This is a genomic window from Collinsella stercoris DSM 13279 (assembly GCF_020735465.1).
In the GTDB taxonomy this organism is placed as follows: domain Bacteria; phylum Actinomycetota; class Coriobacteriia; order Coriobacteriales; family Coriobacteriaceae; genus Collinsella; species Collinsella stercoris.
The window spans coordinates 1856181-1873621 of the sequence record NZ_CP085935.1 but is presented as its reverse complement, the minus strand read 5'-3'; the positions used below and the strand labels follow the sequence as shown (position 1 = coordinate 1873621).

The window sequence follows — 17441 nt, the reverse complement described above, 5'->3', positions numbered from 1 at the left end:
ATGGCATGGAACAAGAAGCCCCTGCGCAGGAAGGACAAGCAGGACGCCTTGTTCGCCGAAAACGCCCGCTTGGAGGAGGAGCGCGCCCGCGGTGCCATCGAGGACGCCCGCGCCATGACGCCCGATGCGCAGCCCGAGGACGAGCTTGAGGTTCCCAAGGACACATTGGGCACGGTCAAGCGCTTGTGGTCGGCCGCCAAGGGCGAGCGCTGGCGCTTTGGCGTGGTGATCGCCGCCATCCTGCTCTACACCGGCTTCCATGTAGCTGCGCCCGCGTACAGCGCGCATGTCATCGACGTGCTGTGGGCCAACATCCAGGCGGCCTTTGCGGCGGGGCGTACCTTTACGGTCACGTGGGACACAGGCGGCCAAGAGCTCGCCATCTACTTTGGCATTTGGACGGGCGCCTGCGCGCTGTACTCGGTCCAGTGTTTTGTCATGGCGGGTTTTGCCGAAAAGCTCAACCTCTCCCTGCGCACGAGCATCGCCGAAAAGCTCAACCGCCTGCCGCTCAAGTTCTTTGACGGCCACAAGCCCGGCGAGGTGGTGAGCCGCGCGACGAACGACCTGGACAAGATGTCCGAGGTGCTGCAGACCGGCCTGCTCAAGCTCATGAGCGCGGTGGGAACCATCATCGGCGCGCTTATCATGATGTGCCGCTACAGCCTGCTGCTCACGGGTATCTTCCTGGTGTTCGCGCTGCTCTCCACGCTGGTGACGCAATACGTGTCCAAGCAGACGCTGCGCTTGGCCGCCGAGCGCCAGCGCTACGTGGGCAAGCTCACCGCCACGGTTGAGGAGGCCTATTCGGGCCGCCTGATCATCAAGAGCTTCAACCGCGAGGAGGCGAGCTCGGCCGAGGTGCATGAGCTGGCGGACAAGCTCGCCACCGCGAGCCGCCGCGCGGACTTTGTGACCAACGCCATCAGCCCGCTCATCCGCTTCATCATCCGCCTGGCCCAGGTGATCATCGCCATGGTGGCGGGCGGCATGCTCGTGGGCGGTCAGATCACCATCGGCGTGTTCCAGGCGTTCTTCCACTACATCTACCAGGTGTCCGAGCCGCTCACGCAGCTGTCGTTCACCATCAACACGCTGCAAAACGCGCTTGCCTCGGTGGAGCGCGTGTTCGACATCCTTGACGAGGAGGAGGTCGAGCCCGACCCGGCAGTCGAGGCCGCGGCGCATCTGCCGGCGTCCGTCGAGGGGCGTGTGGACTTTGAGCGCGTGCGCTTTGGCTACAATCTCGAAAAGCCGCTCATGCGCGATGTGACGTTCCACGTGGAGCCGGGTCAGAAGATCGCCATCGTGGGCGCGACGGGCGCGGGCAAGACCACGCTCATCAACCTGCTCATGCGCTTTTACGAGATCGGCGGCGGGCGTATCGCGCTCGACGGGGTGGACACCCATGAGCTCACGCGCGCGGCGCTGCGTCAGAACTTTGGCATGGTGCTGCAAGATGCGTGGCTGTTCGAGGGGACGATTGCCGAGAACATCGCCTATGGTCGCCCGGACGCGACGCGCGAGGAGATCGTCGCCGCGGCGAAGATGGCCCACGTGGACCACTTTGTGCGCACCATGCCCGACGGCTACGACACGCGGGTGGAAAACGACGCGGAGAACATCTCGCAGGGCCAGCGGCAGCTGCTCACCATCGCGCGCGTGATCCTGTGCGACCCCAAGATCCTCATCTTGGACGAGGCGACGTCGAGCGTTGACACGCGCACGGAGCGCGACATCGTGCGCGCCATGGAAACGCTCATGCACGGTCGCACGAGCTTTGTGATCGCCCACCGCCTGAGCACCATCGTGGACGCCGACCTGATCTTGCACATGCGCGCCGGCACGATCATCGAGCAGGGCACGCACGAGGAGCTGCTCGCGGAGAACGGGCCGTACGCGGAGCTGTACCGCAGCCAGTTCGCATAAGGCGCGCGGGGCTCAGTGCGCTGCGTGAGCCGCCTCGGTAAGCAACAGGTGTCTTTTATCTGCCACCCGGGAAAATCTCGGGTGGCAGATTTTTCCTCGCTGAACAAAGTGGCATCGATAACAAAGTACCAGATAATCCGTATAATCCATCGGAGCCTATGCGGGGACGAGTATTTTCCTGCATCATTAAAGGGTTGAATGCATGCCGTGAGCGGTTTAGACTCACCATTGTTGTGTTCAAATCGTGTAACAACAAAGGAGGTTGTGTGATGGTAAGTATCGTTTTGGCAAGCCACGGTGACTTGGCCGAGGGTCTCAAGATGACCGGTTCGATGGTCTTTGGTGATCAGCCCAACGTCGCCACGGTTTCCCTCATGCCGAGCATGGGTCCGGATGACTTCCGCCAGAAGGTGGAAGAGGCGGTTGCTTCCTTCGACGATCCCGAGGACGTCTTGTTCCTCGTCGATCTGTGGGGCGGCACCCCGTTCAACCAGATCAGCGGTCTGTTCGACGCCCACCCCAACTGGGCGATCCTGACCGGCGTGAACCTGCCGATGCTCGTCGAGGTGTACACTGCTCGCTTCGACGCGTCCAAGTCTGCCCACGATATCGCCAAGCACGTCATTTCCGAGGCCCGCGCCGGCGTTCGCGTCAAGCCCGAGTCTCTCGAGCCTGAGGAGGCCAAGCCCGCGGCAGTCGCGGCGCCGGCCGTCCATCAGGGCGCCATCCCCGAGGGCACGGTCCTGGGCGACGGTCATATCAAGTTCGTGCTCGTCCGTGTCGATACCCGTCTGCTCCACGGTCAGGTGGCAACCACGTGGACCAAGATGACCAACCCCGATCGCATCATCGTCGTGTCCGACGCCGTCTCTCACGATGACCTGCGCAAGTCCATGATCATGGAGGCCGCGCCTCCCGGAGTTAAGGCCCACGTCGTCCCGGTCCAGAAGATGATCGAGGTCGCCAAGGACCCGCGTTTCGGCGCCACCAAGGCCATGCTCCTGTTCGAGACCCCGCAGGACCTGCTCCGCGCGGTCGAGGGCGGCGTGGACATCAAGGAGGTCAACCTCGGCTCGATGGCCCACTCCGTGGGCAAGGTCGTCGTGACCAACGCCATCGCCATGGATAACGACGATGTCGAGACGCTCGAGAAGCTTGCTGCCAAGGGCATCACCTTCGATATCCGCAAGGTCCCGGCCGATTCCGCCGAGTCCTTCGACGCGATGATCAAGAAGGCCAAGTCCGAGCTGGCCGCCCAGTAAAGGAGGGAATATGTCAGCACTTTCGATCGTTTTGATCGCCATCATCGCGCTGCTGGCCGGTATGGAGGGTATTCTGGACGAGTTCCAGTTCCACCAGCCGCTCGTGGCCTGCACGCTCATCGGTCTCGTGTCCGGCCACCTGCAGGAGGGCGTCATGCTCGGCGGCTCCCTGCAGATGATCGCCCTCGGTTGGGCGAACGTCGGCGCCGCCGTCGCGCCCGATGCGGCCCTGGCCTCCGTTGCGTCCGCCATCATCATGGTGCTCGCGCTCGACGGTGGCACGGCCGACTCGCAGACCGCCATCACCACCTCCATCGCTCTCGCCGTGCCGCTGTCCGTGGCTGGCCTGTTCCTGACGATGATTTGCCGCACGCTTGCCATCCCCATAGTTCACGCTATGGATGCCGCCGCCGAGAAGGGCGACTTCAAGGGCATTGAGATGTGGCAGATCCTGGCTATCCTCATGCAGGGTGCCCGCATCGCTATCCCGGCTGTGGCCCTGTGCTTCGTCTCGCCCGAGATTGTGACTAACGCGCTCAACATGATGCCCGCATGGCTGTCCGGCGGCATGGCCGTCGGCGGCGGCATGGTCGCTGCCGTCGGTTACGCCATGGTCATCAACATGATGGCGACCAAGGAGGTCTGGCCGTTCTTCGCGCTCGGCTTCGTCTTCGCCGCTATCAAGCAGCTCACGCTCATCGCCCTCGGCGTCATCGGCGTGTCCCTCGCCCTGCTGTACCTCGGCCTCAAGGACCTGGCCAAGAACAGCGGCGGCTCTGCCGGTACCGGCGATCCGCTCGGCGACATCCTGAACGATTACGAGTAAGGAAGGGAGGACGTACATCATGGCAGAGAACAAGGTTCAGCTTTCCAAGTCCGACCGCATGTCGGTGTGCATGCGTCATCAGTTCCTGCAGGGCTCGTGGAACTACGAGCGCATGCAGAACGGCGGCTGGTGCTTCGCTATGATCCCCGCGATCAAGAAGCTCTACTCCAACAAGGAGGACCAGATTGCGGCGCTCAAGCGTCACATGGAGTTCTACAACACACATCCGTACGTGTCCGCTCCCGTCATCGGCGTAACCCTCGCTCTTGAGGAGGACCGCGCCAACGGCGCTCAGGTCGAGGACGCTGCGATCCAGGGCGTGAAGGTCGGTATGATGGGCCCGCTGGCCGGTGTCGGCGACCCCGTCTTCTGGTTCACCCTTCGCCCGATCCTCGGCGCGCTCGGCGCTTCCCTGGCCCTTGGTGGCTCCATCATGGGCCCGCTGCTGTTCTTCTTCGCGTGGAACATCATCCGCATCGCGTTCCTTTGGTACACCCAGGAGTTCGGCTACAAGGTTGGTACCTCCATCACCAAGGATCTCTCTGGCGGTCTGATGGGCAAGATCACCGAGGGTGCCTCCATTCTGGGCATGTTCATCATCGGCGCGCTCGTGCAGCGCTGGGTGAGCATCTCCTTCACTCCGGTCGTCTCCACGGTTCAGCAGTCCCCCGGCGCCTACATCGATTGGGCGAACCTGCCCGCGGGTGCTGAGGGCATCCATCAGGCCCTGAGCCAGTTCGCGGCGCTCGGTCCCGCCGGCCTCGAGGCCGCCAAGGTGACCACGCTCCAGGCCAATCTCGACCAGCTGATCCCCGGCCTTGCCGCCGTGGGCCTCACGCTCCTGTGCTGCAAGCTGCTCAAGAAGAAGGTCTCCCCGATCGTCATCATCATCGCCCTGTTCGCCGTGGGTATCGTTGCCCGCCTGCTCGGCATCATGTAAGGCAGTTCGGTAGCGAGTGCGTGTAAGCGCTTGTGCCTGATGTCGCGCCTGTCGCCATGGGTTACCATCGGTGACGGGCGCGATTTTCCCATCAGGGGGGGTTGGGTTCGATGCGGGTTTTGACCCGCGAGACGCGCCCGACGGGTTTTGCTTGCGATGTGCCTGTTCACGAGGGGGCTTGGCCTTGGGACCGGCGGGCGCTGAGCGAGCTTGGATTTTAGCTTTTGGACTCAGAGGAGGGGGTGGCCCTCGGGGTCGACGGGCTGGAGAGGGCCTGGTCCTCGGGACTATTAGACTTAGGGAGGGCTTGGAACTCGAGAATACCGAGGGCAAGGAAAGGAATTTGGACCTGCCGAGATGGAGGACCCTTCTCAGGTCGATGGGAATGCCGAGGGTTGGACAAGGAATTGGACCCAGCTCGCGCTTGCGCGTGTGAGGGCGAGCCGGATTCAATTTCTACGAATGGGGGCGTTGGCGCGCCCCGGCAGATTGAACGAATGGGGGCGTTGGTGCGCTCCCGGCAGATTGAACGAGAGGGCGGGACGCGTATGGCCCAGTCGCAGAACAGTTCGGTGTATTACACGGAGAAAGCCACGTCGTTCCATGGACTTGGCACGTACGGAACCGTCATGCTGGGCAACAAGGCCTTTGAGTTCTACAACGAGAAGAATCCTGAGGACTACATCCAGATTCCGTGGGACCAGATCAACTACGTTGCCGCCTCGGTCTTGTTTGGCGGAAAGAAGATCGCGCGCTTTGCCATCTTTACCAAGGGCAGTGAGAGCGGCTTTTCGTTCTCCACGCGCAACAACAAGGCGACCCTGCGCGCCATGCGCGAGCATGTGCCCGAGGATAAGTTGCTGCGCTCGTTAAGCTTCTTTGACGTGATCAAGCAAGGTGTGCTGTCGCTGTTCCGCAAAAAACGGTAGAATATCCTTTGCACGTGCTTACACCATGTCAGCTCTGGACTTGATGCTCGCTTGCTTGCAGTCGTTTGAGGGCTGAGCGTCCTGTTTCGGATGGCATGCAGGATGCGCATCGCGAGTTGGGATGACGTTGGTGTAGGTTCGCTTGCAAATGGCAATGCCTCCGTAGCTCAGGGGATAGAGCACCGCTCTCCTAAAGCGGGTGTCGTACGTTCGAATCGTATCGGGGGCACCATCAAACTCGCAGGCCAGATGGGCAATTGCTCATCTGGCCTTTTTGTTGTTCGCGGCGAGGCTGCTTGCTGTCAGCGCCTCGTTGGTACGGTTAGCCATTCCCAAGCTACTTCGGCGTTGCGCTCCATCGGCCCGATGTCTATCTTGTGCGCCACTGAGCGCGACGGGGCGCCGGTGAGGGCATCGTGTGGATGTCGGGCCGGTGACGAGTTCGATGCACGTAAAAAAGTTCGATGCACCTGCGAACCATATTCGGGTTGAAAAATGGTTCACAGGTGCATCGAGTTTCTCGTAGTGCGCCGAAGTTGCGATTAGTGCATCGAGGTTTTAGTTGGCACGTCGAAGTTGCAGCCGGCGCGCCGTTGACAGGGCCTGCGGCCCGTGGATGGGGCGTCGTTGAGGGTGTCGGCGCCGGAAACAAGGCCTGCTGATCGTGGGCGGGGTGCCGGTGAGTCCGAGGCCCTTTGAGTGCAGCGTGCCTTGTGCGCGAGACGCCGGTGAGGGCGGCCGGTGCGCCGTTGAGGGCGACGGGGCAGCGCCGGGGGCGCCGGGGGTGGCGGAGGTGCCGTTGAGCGCGAGGCGCCCCCGCCACCCTACGAGTGGCTCAGCGCCTAGTCCTCACCGCTCTCGGTGCCCTCGCCGTCGCCACCGGAGTTGGCGGCTTGCGTGGTGAGCGTGATGCTCGCGCCCTTGTTCAGCGACCCGGAGGCGGACTGTGCGGTTACCACGCCGTCGGCCGGACCCTGGATGGTCACGGCAAAACCAAGCGCCTTGAGGTCGCGTGCGGCGGTCGCTGCGGACTCACCCACGTAGTAGGGGGCGTTGACCTTCTCGACGGGCTTGGGGCCCTGGGAGACCACGATCTCGATGACCGTGCCGGGGGCCACGTTGCCGCCGGGGTTATAGCTTATGACCAGGCCGGACCCCACGGAATCGCTGTAATCGTACGCGACCTTGTAGGCAAGCCCCGCCTTGTCGAGGGCGGCGGTGGCGTCGTACTCGGTGTAGCCGGTGATGGCGGGCACGTCGACCGTGTCGGGGCCGGTGGAGACCCAGATCTCAATCGTAGAGCCCTCATCGACCATCTCGCCCGTGTTCGTGCCCTGCTTAAAGACCTTGCCCTCGTCGGCCTCGTTGGCCTCTTCGTGCACCTGGGCCTTGAGGTTGAGGGAGGTAAGGGTGGACTCGGCCTCCTCGCGGGTCATGTTGGTGAGGTTGGGCACCTCGACCTGCTCGGTGGGCTCGGGTCCCTTGGAGAGGATCAGCTTGACGGTCGAGCCCTCCTTGGCCTCGCGATTGCCGTCGGGGGTCTGGTCGACGACGTTCCCCTTCTCGACCTCCTCGTCGGTGACGGGTGTGCCGTACTCGACCTCAAAACCGGCGGCCTCAAGCGTCTTCTCCGCCTCGTCCTTCGTGTAATTGATCACGTTGGGAACGGTGACCATCTTGCTGTCGCCAAACAGCCCGCTCGCGAAGATCGCGATGGCGGCGATGACGGCGATGACTCCGATCACGGCAGCGGCGATCTTGCCGCGGTTGGACTTTTTGGGCTCCTCGTAGTTGCCGTTTCTGGTGCCCGGGCTCGGCACGCCCATGCGCGGGCCGGCGGCGGTGGAGCCGGGTGCCCCGTCGGCGGGTCGGATCATGGCCTGCGTGGCGTCGCCCATCACGCGCGTTTCGGTGCCGCCCATGCCTCCCATGGGCACGGCGCCGGCAATGACGTGCGTGGGCTCGGCAACGTCCACCGCGCGGCCCGCGGCGTAGGCGTTGAGCACCTCGCGGAGCTCGTCCGCCGTCTGGAAGCGGTTGGCGGCGTCCTTTTCCATGCACTTGAGGATGATGCGCTCGAGCGCGGGGTCGACGCCGGGGTTGACCTGCGAGGGCGGCACGGGCAGCTCGTTGACCTGCTTGAGGGCGACGGAGATGGCGTCGTCGCCGTCAAAGGGCACGCGACCGGTGGCGCACTCGTACATCACCACGCCCAGCGAGTAGATGTCGGAGGTGGGGCCCAGGTCCTGGCCGCGCGTCTGCTCGGGCGAGACGTAGTGCGCGGTGCCCAGCACGTTGTTGTCCTGCGTGAGGTGGCTGTTCTTGGCGCGCGCGATGCCAAAGTCCATCACCTTGATGTTGCCGTCGGGCAGCACCATGATGTTTTGCGGCTTGATGTCGCGGTGGATGATCTCGTGCTTGTGGGCCACGGAGAGTGCGCCGCAGATCTGCGAGCCGATCTGCGCGACCTTCTTGGGGTCGAGCGCCCCGTGGCTGCGGATGCCGCTCTTGAGGTCGGTGCCGCGCAGGTACTCCATGACGATGTAGTACGTGTCGCCGTCCTTGCCCCAGTCGTACACGCCCACGATGTAAGGGCTCTGCAGACCGGCGGCGGCTTGAGCCTCCTGCTTAAAGCGCGCGGCGAACGTGGCGTCGCCGGCGTATTGCGGCAGCATGATCTTGACGGCGACCGTGCGATCGAGGACCTGGTCCTGAGCGCGGAACACGCTTGCCATGCCTCCGTTGCCCACCTTGTCCTTGAGCAGGTACCTGCCTCCAAGTACGCGCTGTGCCTCTGCCATCTCTCTTTCTCCTCATCAGTCAATCCGCAGAGCGGAAATATCGTTACCTCGTCAAATGCGCTTACATGCCCTGTGCCGCTAGCGCCGCTCGCAGGACTTGCCCTGCAACGGCGGCCGCGGTCGCCTCGTTTTCCGTCGTCTCCTCAAGAACCAGCGAAACCGCGAGGGTGGGGGTGTCGTATGGTGCAAACCCGATAAAGGTCGAGTTGGGGGTGGCGCTGTTGGTCTCGGCGGTGCCGGTCTTGCCGGCCACCTTGACGCCCGCGATGCCTGCGGCCGAGCCGCTGCCGTTTTGGACGACGTCGAGCATGGCCTCCTTGACCTGCTCGGCGGTTCCGCTGCTGACGGCCTGGCCGAGCGAGCGCTCGCGCGTGGTCTTGATGACCGTTCCGTCCGGTGCCAGGATCTGGCCCACGACGTAGGGGTTCATCGCGATGCCGTTGTTGGCGATCGCCGCCGCGATGACGGCGTTCTGCATGACGGTGGTCTGGGGGCCGGGCGTATGACCCTGGCCGACGGGCTGGCCGGCGCCCGCCCAGGCGAGCTCCCAGGTGGACATGTCGGCCGGGTCGGGCATGATCGACACCGCGGTGGAGAAGTCGATGCCCAGGTTCTGGCCATAGCCGAACGCCTGCGCGGTCGCGACGAGCCGATCGGCGCCGAGCTGCTCGGCGACCTGGCCAAAGACCGTGTTGGAGGACACCGCGAACGCGCGGTCGAGCGTGATGGTGCCATGGCCCTGCTCGTTGACGCTCACCACGTCGGCACCGCCGATCTCCATGCGGCCGGGGCTGCTGTACGTGGACGAGAGCGCCGCCACGCCGTTTTCGAGGGCCGAGGAGAGCGTGACGGTCTTGAACGTGGAGCCGGGCGAGTAGAGGGCCTGGGTGGCGCGATCGAACATGGAGGTGTCGGCACCGCCGCTGGCGTTCGCCGCCTCCATGGCTGCGGCGATGTCCGTGTTGTCGTACGCCGGGGCGCTCGCCCAGGCCAGCACGGCGCCGGTGCGGGGGTCGAGCACCACGATGGCGCCCTTGCGGCCCGCCAGCGCTTGCTCGGCGGCTTGCTGGATGCGCGAGTCGATGGTGAGTTGCACGGAATTGCCCGGCTCGGTGATGCCGGCGAGCGAGTTGAGCGCGTTTTGCCAGCTCGAGTAATCCTTGGAGCCGGTGAGCGTCTTATCCTGCGAGGACTCGACGCCGGAGCTGCCGTACTGCTGCGAGTAGTAGCCCACGGCGTGCGCCGCGAGGTTGCCGTTGGGGTACGAGCGCACGTACGTGCCGTCCTCCTGCTGGATGGACTCGGCGAGCGTGAGGCCGTCGGCGGTGATGATGGAGCCGCGCTTGATGTAGCGAGCCTTGGTGATGGTGTGGTTGTTGCTGGGCATGTCCTGATACTCGGATGCCTTGAACACCTGGATGTAGGTGAGGTTGCCAATGAGCACGGCGAACAGCGCGGTGAACAGGAAGACGGTGCGCGTGAGGCGGTTGGCCAGGGCGACGCGGCCCAGCAGGCCGCTCTCGGGCGTGTCGAGGGCGGGGCGGCGCACGTGCGAGCCGCGCGACCCGCCGGGGCGATAGCCCACGGGCGTGAGCTCGGTGCTGGTGTTGGCGATCTCGGTCGAGCGGCCGGTGGCCTCGTCCCCGGCGCGCAACAGCAGCGCCACGATCACGAAGCTCGCCAGCAGCGATGAGCCGCCCTGGCTCATAAAGGGCAGGGTGACGCCGGTGAGCGGGATGAGCTTGGTCACGCCGCCCACGATGGTGAACGCCTGGAAGGAGATCGCGGCGGTGAGTCCCGCGGCCGAGAACGCGGCGAGGTCGGACTTGGCGCGCGCCGCCGTGGTGAGGCCGCGGACGGCGAACAGCATGAACAGCAGCAGCACCGCGGCGCCGCCCAGCAGGCCCATCTCCTCGCCGATGGCGGCAAAGATCATGTCGGAGGCGACGACCGGGATGGTGTCGCCGCCCAGGCCCTTGCCGATGCCCACGCCCAGCAGGCCTCCGTCGGCGAGCGAGTAGAGGGCCTGGACGATCTGGAAGCCCAGGTTCTGGGCGTCTTTGAACGGGTCGAGCCAAATGGCCACGCGCACCTGCACGTGTCCCATGATCTGGTACATGCCAAATGCGCCCACGGCAAGGAGCACCAGCCCGATGAGCACGTAGGACACGCGGCCGGTGGCGACGTAGAGCATGATGAGGAAGATGGTGTAGAACAACAGCGCGCTGCCCAGGTCGCGCTCGAAGGCCACCACGAGCAGGCAGACGCCCCACACGATGAACAGGGGGTAGAGCAGGCGCAGGCGGGGCAGCTTGACGCCCAGCACGGTACGGTTGGAGATGGAGAGCAGCTCGCGGTTCTCGGCCAGGTAGCCTGCGAGGAACAAGACGATGAACACCTTGGCGAACTCGCCGGGCTGGAACTGGAAGCTGCCGATCTTGATCCACAGCTTGGAGCCGTAGATCTCGGTGCCGATGAGCATGGGCAGCACGAGCAGGGCGATGCCCGCGGCGCCGAGCACGTATTTGTACCTCTTGACGACGTCGAGGTTCTTGACCACGGCAAGCGTGCCCACCATGAGGGCGACGCCGAGGAACAGATAGATGATCTGGCCCATGGAGGCGGAGGGCTCAAGGCGCGTGACAAAGGTGATGCCTATGCCGGAGAGCGCGAACACGATGGGAAGCAGGGCGGGATCGGCGCCCGGAGCGAAGAGGCGCACGCCGATGTGCGCCGCGGCGAAGGCGGCGAACAGGCCCAACGGCACGGCGAGCGTCTGGAACGAGAGCACGGCGCCCGCGTTGACCACGTACAGGGCGTACAGCAGGGTCACGGGGAACGCTGCGGCTATGAGCAAGAGCAATTCGGTCGTGCGGCGACTCATTGCGCGGCACCTCCCTCGGTCGTAGTGCTGGCGGACGTTGCGGCGTCGGATGAGCCGCTCGATCCCACGGCGTCGGCGGGCCCGGAGGCATCCGCCGTCGCGGGCGCATCGCTCGCCGAGCTCGCGCCGCCCTCGCCGGCCGGGTCTTCCACGTCCTGAGAGATGGCGCGGGCGTCGAGCAACGCCTTGGTCTTGGACTCGTCGATCTGGGCGCGATAGTTCTCGACCGCCTTGCTCGCGTCCTCAAGGCTCTTTTGCGGAATGCCCTCGCGCAGGCGGTTTTGCGTGTCCTCGGGCAGGTCGGCGAGCTCGATCGACGTCTCGTCCTCGAGCCAATGCAGCTTGAGGCCAAGGGGCGTGCCGGGGACGCCGGTGTAGATGGCCACCGCGTCGTCCTTGACGCCCAGGTACACGGAGTGCGTGATGGAGACGAACGAGACGATCGCGGCGATGGCGATGACCGCCAGGAGCCCCACGGCGGAGAGCGTGGCGATGCGGCGGTGCTTCTTGGCGAGCTCGCGCGCCCGACCGTCGTCGGTGATGTCCACCACCACCACGGTCACGTTGTCGCCGCCGCCCGCCGCAAGCGCGGCGTCCACCAGGTTATCGGTGCAGATCTGGGCGGTGGAGCTCTGCTGCGCCACGCGCTCGATCTCGCCGTCGGGGATCATGCTCGACAATCCGTCGGAGCACAGGATCAGGCGGTCGCCCTCCTCGACGTTCAGGGTGAAGTGGTCCGCGTACATGGCGGGGTCGGAACCCAGCGCGCGGGTGATCACGGAGCGGTTGGGGTGTACGCGCGCCTCGTCGGCGGTGATCTCGCCGGCGTCCACGAGCTCCTCGACGTAGGAATGGTCGCGCGTCACGCGGATGAGCGTGCCCTCGTGCAGCAGGTAGGCGCGCGAGTCGCCCACGTGCGCGATGGCGAGCGTGGTGCCCTCGATGACGGCGGCGGTGGCGGTGCAGCCCATGCCCGGGCGGCCGACGCCGTTGACGGCGGCCTCGATGATGGCGGCGTTGGCGGCCTCGACGGCAGCGCCAAGCTGTGTTGCGTCGGCGGTTTTGGGGCCGGTCTTGGCGATGGTCTCGACGGCGATGGCGCTCGCCACCTCGCCTGCCGCATGCCCGCCCATGCCGTCGCACACGCAAAAGAGCGGAGAGGCGACTAGGTAGGAGTCCTCGTTGTGGCTGCGCACGCATCCCACGTCGGAGCGGGCGCCCCACATGAGCATGGAGGACGTGCCCGCGTCGAAGGTCTCGTCGGTGTCGATGAGGTCGTCGGTGATGGGCTCGAAGCTTTGGGTCGACCCCGGGTCGCTCAGCTGCGCCTCGACCGCCGTGATGTCGATCTCGGCGGTGTCTTCTGGGGATGCGGGGGCGGTGGGGTCGGGGAGGACGTCGATGGGGGAGGCGCCGGCGCTCGCGGCGTCTGCCAGGAAGGGCGGGACGCCGTGCGGGGATTCTTCTTCGCGTGCGGCGTGCTCGCCGATGCCCGGCCGGTCGTCCGGCTCGTCGAGCGGGCTGTCAAGGTCGAGGGAATCGCCCGCCACGGTCCATTCCGCTACCGCGGCGGCGGGGTCCGATTGAGGGCTCCCGCCGAGTTCGGCGAGGCTCTCGGGGTCGGACGCCGCAAAGTCGTCGCTGGGGTCGGAAAAATGGCTCGCCTGGGGTGCGTGTTCGGGTTTTGCCGGGACATCGTCCAAGGCCGCGCCCGTGTGCTCGCCTCCGAGCTCTGCCAGGGCGTCCGCATCGGCGGCGCCTTGGGGCTCGACGAATGGGCTTGCGGGATGGAGGTCGGGCTCAAACGATCCGGGGGCGGCGTGCGCGGGCGCGGTCGGCGCCGCGGCGTGCCGAGGGGGCTCGGCGTGCGCTCCCTGGGGCGCGCTCGCAAGGCCCTCCTCTAAAAAGGATGCGTTGTCCCGCTCCATCGTCATCGGCGATTCACCTTCATGACCACGTCGCCGATCTGCACCTCATCGCCCTCGCGCAGCGTGGCGGGCTCCTGCAGCGCGCGGCCGTTCACCAGCGTGCCGTTGAGCGAGTTGAGGTCCTCGATCACGAGCGCGGGGCCCTGCAGCGAAAAACGCGCGTGGCTCGCCGAGACGAACGGCTCGTTGACGCAGATGTCGGAGCTGGGGGAGCGGCCCACGATGACCGGCCCCAGGATGTCCATGTGGATGCCGCGGATGCCGCGCGGGCCCTTGTCGACGTCGATGGTCCAAATCGCGGAGTCGCGGCGCTGGCCGCGCACGAGGCCCACGCCGGTCTTCATGACGGCGAACAGGAAGATGTAGAGGAGCACGACGAGGACGATGCGCCCCGCGAACAGGATGATGTCGATCATGCGCTAGCCCCTAAACTCGAAGGTGCTCAGGCCGAACGTCAGCAGGTCGCCGGTGCGAAGCGGGCACCGCGAGATGCGGCGGTTGTTCACGAGCGTGCCGTTGGTGGAGTTGAGGTCCTCGATGGACCAGTCGCTGCCGGTAAAGGTGAGCTGCGCATGGCGACGGCTCACGTTGGGGTCGCGCAGCACGACGTCTGCCATGGAGCGCTCGCGGCCCACCGTGGCGCGTGCGCTGGTGAGCTCGTAGGTGTCGCCGGTGACGACGTCCACGAGTTGGGCGAGCGGGCGGGCGGGGGCGCTGGTGCGGGTCGACGCCATGTGCGCCGCGGCGCCCGCGACGGCGGCTCCTGCCCCGGTCGCCGCGGCGGCTCCGCCCAAGCCGGCGAGCTGCTCGCGCGTCATGGTCTGCGGCACGGGGATGGGAGCCTGCGGCGCAAACGGGTCTGCCGGGGCAAAGGGGTCGAAGCCCTCGATGACGGCGGGTTGCGGGGCGGGGGCGTTGGGGTCGGCATCGGAGGCGAGCGGCGAGGGCGCGGGGCGCTGCGCGGGGGCCGGGGCGGCGGGCTGCGGGGCCGCCGCGGGCATGGGCGCGCCTGCCTGCTTTCCGCCGTGCAGGAACGCGCGCTCCTCCTCATAGAGGCGGGCGAGCGTGGGGGCGTCGACGTTCTCGGCAAAGACGGAGAACTTGCCCGCCTTGAGAGACGGGTCGATCATAAAGCGCACGAGCGGCGCGCCCGCAAAGCGGTAGTGCTTCTTCTCCGCCTGCGCCTTGACGAATTCGGCGACCTCGCGTGCCAGCTGCGGGTAAAAAGGCGCCAAGAAGGGGTCGTCGTCGGCGGCGATGAGGACGGTGTACAGGGCGGGCGCGGTGTCGACGCCGTTGATGACCAGCGTCTGGTCCTCCATCTCGCGCGCCGCCTGCTTGGCGAGCTTCTTAAAGGAAAACGGCGCCTGCGCCGCACCGAAGATGCCGGCGATGCGGTCCTCAAAGATATTCAGGAAGTTCACGAACGATCACCTTCCGTGGTTTCTCGTCTATATCCGAGCGAAAACATGCATATCCAAACGATTATAGAGGATAGGCACCCGAGTCCTGCAGCCGCAGCGACCTCGATGGCGGGCACGGCGGCAATTTCCATAGGCTGCGCAAGATAGCGCAGGGCTACGGATGCTACGGGAAGCAGCAGGTACAGGGCGGTGAGAAGGCCGGTTGGCCGACTGTCTTGGTGTGCCTCCCAGGTGCGGTCGAGGACCCAGCTCGCCCCTGCGGCCAGGGCGGAAAAGCCGGCGGCGGGAACCAGGAACGAGGGAGTGAGGAGCGCTTGGAGCGTGGCGCCAAAGGGCAGGCTGCCCCCTGCGGCGTGCGCGGCGAGGAGCAACTGGGCGAACGCGAGGCCGCAGCCGGTCGAGGTGGCGGCGTGCGCGGGCGCGAGGAAATACGCGGCGAGCACGGCTGTCACGGGGGCTGCGAGGGCCGCGTCCCCGCATGCGAGGGCGAGAGCCGCCGCGGCGGCGAAGGTGGCCGAGGCGGCCGGTTGCAGGCGGCCCCACACGAGCCACCATGCGGCGAACATGGCAAAGGACAGGATGGCGACGGGCAGCGCCGAGAGCAGCGGCGTGTTGTTGAGGACGAGCATGAGCAACCCCCCGACGGCGAGCGCCGAGCCGATTTGCGGCGCGAGGGCGGCGCCAACGCCAATGCCCATGGCGGTCACGCCGCGCGCCAGGGCGCTCCCCACGTGCAGGTCGCCCAGCAGGGACCACGAGACGGCCGTGACGGCAAGGCCGCTCACGGCGCCCAGGGCGTAGGCGCGCGCCCTTCCCGTGCGGCTGCCCAGGTAGCCCTCGGCGGGGTCGAGTTCCCATACGCGACCCTGCGCCTCGGTCTCGCCGTCGTTCGGCTCCCCCTCGTCCGAGGTGAGGCGGGCGATGATGCGCGCCAGGCTGCGGCGGCCCTCGCGCGGGTTGCCGAGCCCCGGTAGAAAGCCGTCGCCAAACTCGCCCACGTCGATCATGCGGTCGTCGGCGTTGGGGGAGAGGGCGCGCAGCAGCGCGTGCTCCGCGGTCTCGGGGATATCGGGCAGCAGGTCGCTGGGGTACAGGACGCCCTTCTCGATGTTCTTGAGCGAGTCGGCGGGGGTTCCCGCGCGGAACGGGGCGGTGGCGCATAGCGACTCGTAGAGCACGGCGGCGAGCGAGAACACATCGCTGCGCTCGTCCACTATCTCGCCGTTGAGCTGCTCGGGCGCCATGTAGCCGATGGTGCCCCCGCGCGCGCCGCCAAAGCCCGCTGCGCTCGCGAGCGTTGCCATGCCAAAGTCTGCGAGCTTGACGTGGCCGCTGCGGTCGATGAGAACGTTGGCCGGCTTGATGTCGAGGTGCAGCACGCCGTTCTCGTGGGCAAAGGCGAGCGCCTGCACCAGCGCGTCGGCGATGCAGGAGGCCTCGTCGTAGGTGAGCGAGTGGCCGTCGACCTGTGAGAGGAACTCCTCGAGGCTCATGCCGTCCACGTACTCCATGACCAGGTATGCATAGGCGCTGTCGTAGGTGAAGTCGATGACCTGCACGATGTTGGGGTGTTGCAGCATGCTCGCTGTGCGCGCCTCCGCAAGCGCGGTGGCGGTGGTCTCGGTGGACGTGCGGTTGTACGGCGAGGCGAGCGGCATGCGCTTGATGGCCACGCGGCGCTGGAGGCGCCCATCGAGGCAGATCTCTACGCTGCCAAACCCGCCCGCCGCGCGGGTTTCGAGCGGACGGTAGCGCTTGAGGAGTGAGGACGCCGCGGAGCCGGCTGGGGGCGGCGGCGCGATGTGCGCGTTGCCCAGACCGGTGCGGGGTGTTGGGATATTGTTGAGCGCGCCGGTTTGGCGCGAGGGGCGTGAGGAGAACAGCGGCATGGCCATCCTTGGTGCGTTTGAGCTACGTTTCCCGGCCTTGCGACCGCTTGGTGTACGCCGCATTCTACCACGCGCGCCCTGCCGCCCCGCGAATCCGCAGGTTCGTCACCCTTTTTGCCGTTCTTCCCCCTGCGCCGTGCCGGGCGGCTTCGTTTTGGCGCCCTCCTCCTGCGTCGCGTGTTGGGTGGATTCGTTTCGGCGCCCCCTCTTGGCTCTGTCCGCTTCACCTCTCGTTCTCATTGCGGTCCTCGCAGTCCCGCCCTGCTTGCGTGCCGCGTCGGGGCATCGCTTTTGCGGTGCGTCACGCGAGTGGATCTTTTCGTTTTGCGTCATTCGCGTCTTCGGTGCCGGCCCCCTTCGTCCCGGCACCTCCCCCTGCGCCGAGTGAGCGCTTTTCCAACGTTTGAGGGGGTTGAAACGTTGGAAAAGCGCTCACTCGGCGACGCCGGTTGCGGCGACAGTGGTCGCGACGGCGACTTGGGCGGCGACGGCGACTTGGGCGGCGGCTATCTCGTGCCCGTTGCGGGCGCGTGCGGGATTCCGGCGCGCGGTCCGGTCGCAAGGCGTTCGCGGCCGGACGAGGCGGTATGATTGAAGCGACGCGCGACGTTGGCGCGGCGGACCTGAGG

12 protein-coding genes and 1 tRNA gene are annotated in these 17441 nt (G+C 66.2%); 7 read left to right on the top strand and 6 right to left on the bottom strand.

From position 1 onward, the window contains the following. From LK434_RS07920 to LK434_RS07895, 6 genes are all read left to right on the top strand, one after another. Positions 1-1929, top strand: a complete 1929-nt coding sequence (locus LK434_RS07920) for an ABC transporter ATP-binding protein (protein ID WP_006721979.1) — start codon at positions 1-3, stop codon at positions 1927-1929. A gap of 269 nt (positions 1930-2198) precedes the next feature. Continuing rightward, on the top strand, positions 2199-3191 hold the full coding sequence (locus tag LK434_RS07915; RefSeq protein ID WP_006721981.1) for a PTS sugar transporter subunit IIB: 993 nt from the start codon (positions 2199-2201) through the stop codon (positions 3189-3191). Between the two features lie 10 nt (positions 3192-3201). Next, positions 3202-4017 (top strand): PTS mannose/fructose/sorbose transporter subunit IIC, encoded by an 816-nt coding sequence (locus LK434_RS07910; protein ID WP_006721982.1) that lies wholly within the window; start codon positions 3202-3204, stop codon positions 4015-4017. A gap of 19 nt (positions 4018-4036) precedes the next feature. Continuing rightward, the gene (locus LK434_RS07905; protein WP_006721983.1) at positions 4037-4957 is read left to right on the top strand and encodes a PTS system mannose/fructose/sorbose family transporter subunit IID; all 921 of its coding nucleotides are present in this window, start codon (positions 4037-4039) and stop codon (positions 4955-4957) included. A gap of 548 nt (positions 4958-5505) precedes the next feature. Then, positions 5506-5886, top strand: coding sequence for a DUF956 family protein (locus LK434_RS07900; protein ID WP_040361762.1), 381 nt, complete (start codon positions 5506-5508; stop codon positions 5884-5886). A 156-nt stretch (positions 5887-6042) separates the two neighbouring features. Beyond that, positions 6043-6118 (top strand) — tRNA-Arg (locus LK434_RS07895). 610 nt (positions 6119-6728) lie between these two features. On the opposite strand, the gene pknB is transcribed toward LK434_RS07895, so the two are convergent. The 6 genes from pknB to LK434_RS07865 form a co-directional block, all read right to left on the bottom strand. Further along, positions 6729-8687: a Stk1 family PASTA domain-containing Ser/Thr kinase gene (gene pknB / locus LK434_RS07890; RefSeq protein ID WP_006721986.1), complete on the bottom strand. Its 1959-nt coding sequence runs from the start codon at positions 8685-8687 to the stop codon at positions 6729-6731. A 61-nt stretch (positions 8688-8748) separates the two neighbouring features. Then, positions 8749-11571 (bottom strand): FtsW/RodA/SpoVE family cell cycle protein, encoded by a 2823-nt coding sequence (locus LK434_RS07885; protein ID WP_006721987.1) that lies wholly within the window; start codon positions 11569-11571, stop codon positions 8749-8751. Then, positions 11568-13505, bottom strand: a complete 1938-nt coding sequence (locus LK434_RS07880) for a Stp1/IreP family PP2C-type Ser/Thr phosphatase (protein ID WP_227917708.1) — start codon at positions 13503-13505, stop codon at positions 11568-11570. The genes LK434_RS07885 and LK434_RS07880 overlap by 4 nt, the downstream gene beginning before the upstream one ends. Continuing rightward, positions 13502-13915: an FHA domain-containing protein gene (locus LK434_RS07875; protein ID WP_227917707.1), complete on the bottom strand. Its 414-nt coding sequence runs from the start codon at positions 13913-13915 to the stop codon at positions 13502-13504. The genes LK434_RS07880 and LK434_RS07875 overlap by 4 nt, the downstream gene beginning before the upstream one ends. Before the next feature lie 3 nt (positions 13916-13918). Continuing rightward, entirely contained in the window at positions 13919-14923 is a 1005-nt protein-coding gene (locus tag LK434_RS07870; RefSeq protein ID WP_227917706.1) for an FhaA domain-containing protein, read from the bottom strand. Further along, positions 14920-16812, bottom strand: a complete 1893-nt coding sequence (locus tag LK434_RS07865) for a serine/threonine-protein kinase (RefSeq protein ID WP_227917705.1) — start codon at positions 16810-16812, stop codon at positions 14920-14922. The genes LK434_RS07870 and LK434_RS07865 overlap by 4 nt, the downstream gene beginning before the upstream one ends. Positions 16813-17232: 420 nt before the next feature. On the opposite strand from LK434_RS07865, the gene LK434_RS07860 reads away from it, so the two are divergent. Next, complete coding sequence (locus LK434_RS07860) at positions 17233-17403, top strand: hypothetical protein (protein WP_227917704.1); 171 nt, start codon at positions 17233-17235, stop codon at positions 17401-17403. Positions 17404-17441: the final 38 nt, after the last annotated feature.